The organism is Chryseobacterium salipaludis, from assembly GCF_022968825.1.
GTDB lineage: Bacteria > Bacteroidota > Bacteroidia > Flavobacteriales > Weeksellaceae > Kaistella > Kaistella salipaludis.
Genome location: NZ_JALHKS010000017.1, coordinates 1 through 2,015, shown reverse-complemented (window position 1 = coordinate 2,015; position 2,015 = coordinate 1). Strand labels below are relative to the sequence as shown.

At 37.5% G+C, this 2,015-nt stretch carries 1 protein-coding gene and 1 pseudogene; both read left to right on the top strand.

The window, feature by feature from the left end; genetic code table 11:
- Window positions 1-932, top strand: a pseudogene (locus MVI27_RS11800) (hypothetical protein); the annotation flags it as partial.
- 477 nt (window positions 933-1,409) lie between these two features.
- On the top strand, window positions 1,410-1,988 hold the full coding sequence (locus tag MVI27_RS11795; RefSeq protein ID WP_246962164.1) for a bacteriophage T4 gp5 trimerisation domain-containing protein: 579 nt from the start codon (window positions 1,410-1,412) through the stop codon (window positions 1,986-1,988).
- Window positions 1,989-2,015: the final 27 nt, after the last annotated feature.

The following is a 2,015-nucleotide window of genomic DNA, read 5'->3' as shown; positions in this document are numbered from 1 at the left end:
ACTGGAAACCAAGTTACGACCCATTTGCGATCCCTGTAGCAGACTACACTAAGATAGGAAGTTATGTGATTCTTTGGGATGGTTTTGACAATAATGATATATATGACAGCACCCATTTTGCTAACAAAAGTTTAAAAGCTATTATTACCGCCGAAAAGAACGGAATAAAAAAAACAAAAGAAGTTGAATTCAGAACTTCATACAAAGAAGCTGATTGGGTAGACGTAAGGATTGATAAGAAAAATAAGAAATTAGAAACAACGCTTCGTGTAAATTTGCAAAACGGCGGTGCCCAAGGCTTGGACTGTACGACAAAAGATATTGATCCTGATCCAAAAATTAGAGTTCTCAACACAACCTGTGATTGGGATAAGGCGCCAAAAGAGGCTCTTCATTATTATAAGAAAGAGCCTATAAAAAGCCGCAGAAAAAGTTTTGACGAATTAAAAAGTTTAGTGATAGACGGCTTAAAAAAGCACTGGAGCAGAAGTCCAAAAAATGGGTTAAAAGAGGGACATTTTATAAATGTTTTCGATGAACAGTTTGAAATGGAATTAATACCTATTCATAGTTCTTACAGCGCTTTAAATGATATAGTAGTCTTGTATAATACGAATGGTACTTGGAGTAGGAGTGGGAATCCAGGTTTTTTTGCGAAGTTGTCTTACAATGTAGGTTATATCAAATACTCTGATGGATGGGGTTATCAAAATGAATCAGACGAAGATGTTATATTCGTAGAAATTGCTGCGCATGAAATAGGGCATCCTATACTCTTAGCATACGGAAGCGCAAATTATTCGTGGGAACATAAAGGGAGCTCATATCTTCTGCCACAAGACCCGAAACCTACCAGTGATAATGATGAGTCGAAGATTAGTATGGCAAATCTTGCTTATCTATATACCTTCAATAGTACAGGCGAATATTAACCCGCCACGGGAGAAATAGATTTAATGAAATACTACCATTCTAAAAATCCACAGGGCAAACGTGTAGCCTATTCTGATTATACACGCACAGTTGTGGCAGAAAAGGATGCGCTAGGGTTACTATGGCTTACGAAAATTTCAATACTATGATTTACATTGTCTTTTATCTTGGTATTCTCCTTCTAATATGCATTCGTAAAGATTTGACATTTAGAAAAAAGATAATAATTGTCGGTTTTATTACATTTATTGTACTTTCAATACTTACTCTATATTTCTTTATATATTTCGATAGTGGTTTAGAGCAAAAAACTTTTGATAGGAAAGGTTAATATAAGAGGAATTATTCTAGAATTAAACTATTAATTAGCATTTGCTCGTAACTTTTTTAACAGCGAGAATGTAAGAAGTCTATCAAAATTTATCGTGCCAGGTGATTTTTGATTTCTCTGTAGCGTGTAAGTATATTACAAAAACATGATTGCTTTGTGCATAATCCCGGACCGGCCTTTTGTGATGGGTGGCATGTTCCACGGGCGGGTGGGGCTGGGTGGAGGCTCTGATAACCGCGTTAAATCCATCCAGACAAGAAGCGGCCACCGTATTATCTTCACAGAAGATGAAAGTATTGTCATCACCGACAAGAGTGGCAATGAAATCCATTTAGATACCACGGGAAGCAACATTAATATCACCGCACCGGAAACCATGACGCTTAACTGCAGGAACATGAATATTAATGTGGGGGAGAATATGACCACGAGTGTCGGAATGAACAACAGTGAGACCATTGGCATGAACAACAGCCAAACGGTAGGAATGAATGCTACCCAAAGCATCGGTGCTATGAAGCTGACTTCCGTGATGGGTGATGCGAGTGTGTTTATTACCGGAAAACTGATGGAGATGATTGAGGGAGATGTGCATAGTGAAACGAACCAAATCAGAAACGAGATTTCACATGATGATATTGAAATTTCTTCCAGCAAAAACATCACAAAGAATGCGCAGCAGGAAGTAAAAAACAACAGTGGTGAGAAAAGCAAAAATCATTAGTTATGTCTCGTACCAGAATTGTAAAAG

Bases quoted from the DNA above. Each gene is read 5' to 3' on its own strand.
- MVI27_RS11795 (WP_246962164.1), top strand. From the start codon at position 1,410: ATGATTGCTTTGTGCATAATCCCGGACCGGCCTTTTGTGATGGGTGGC.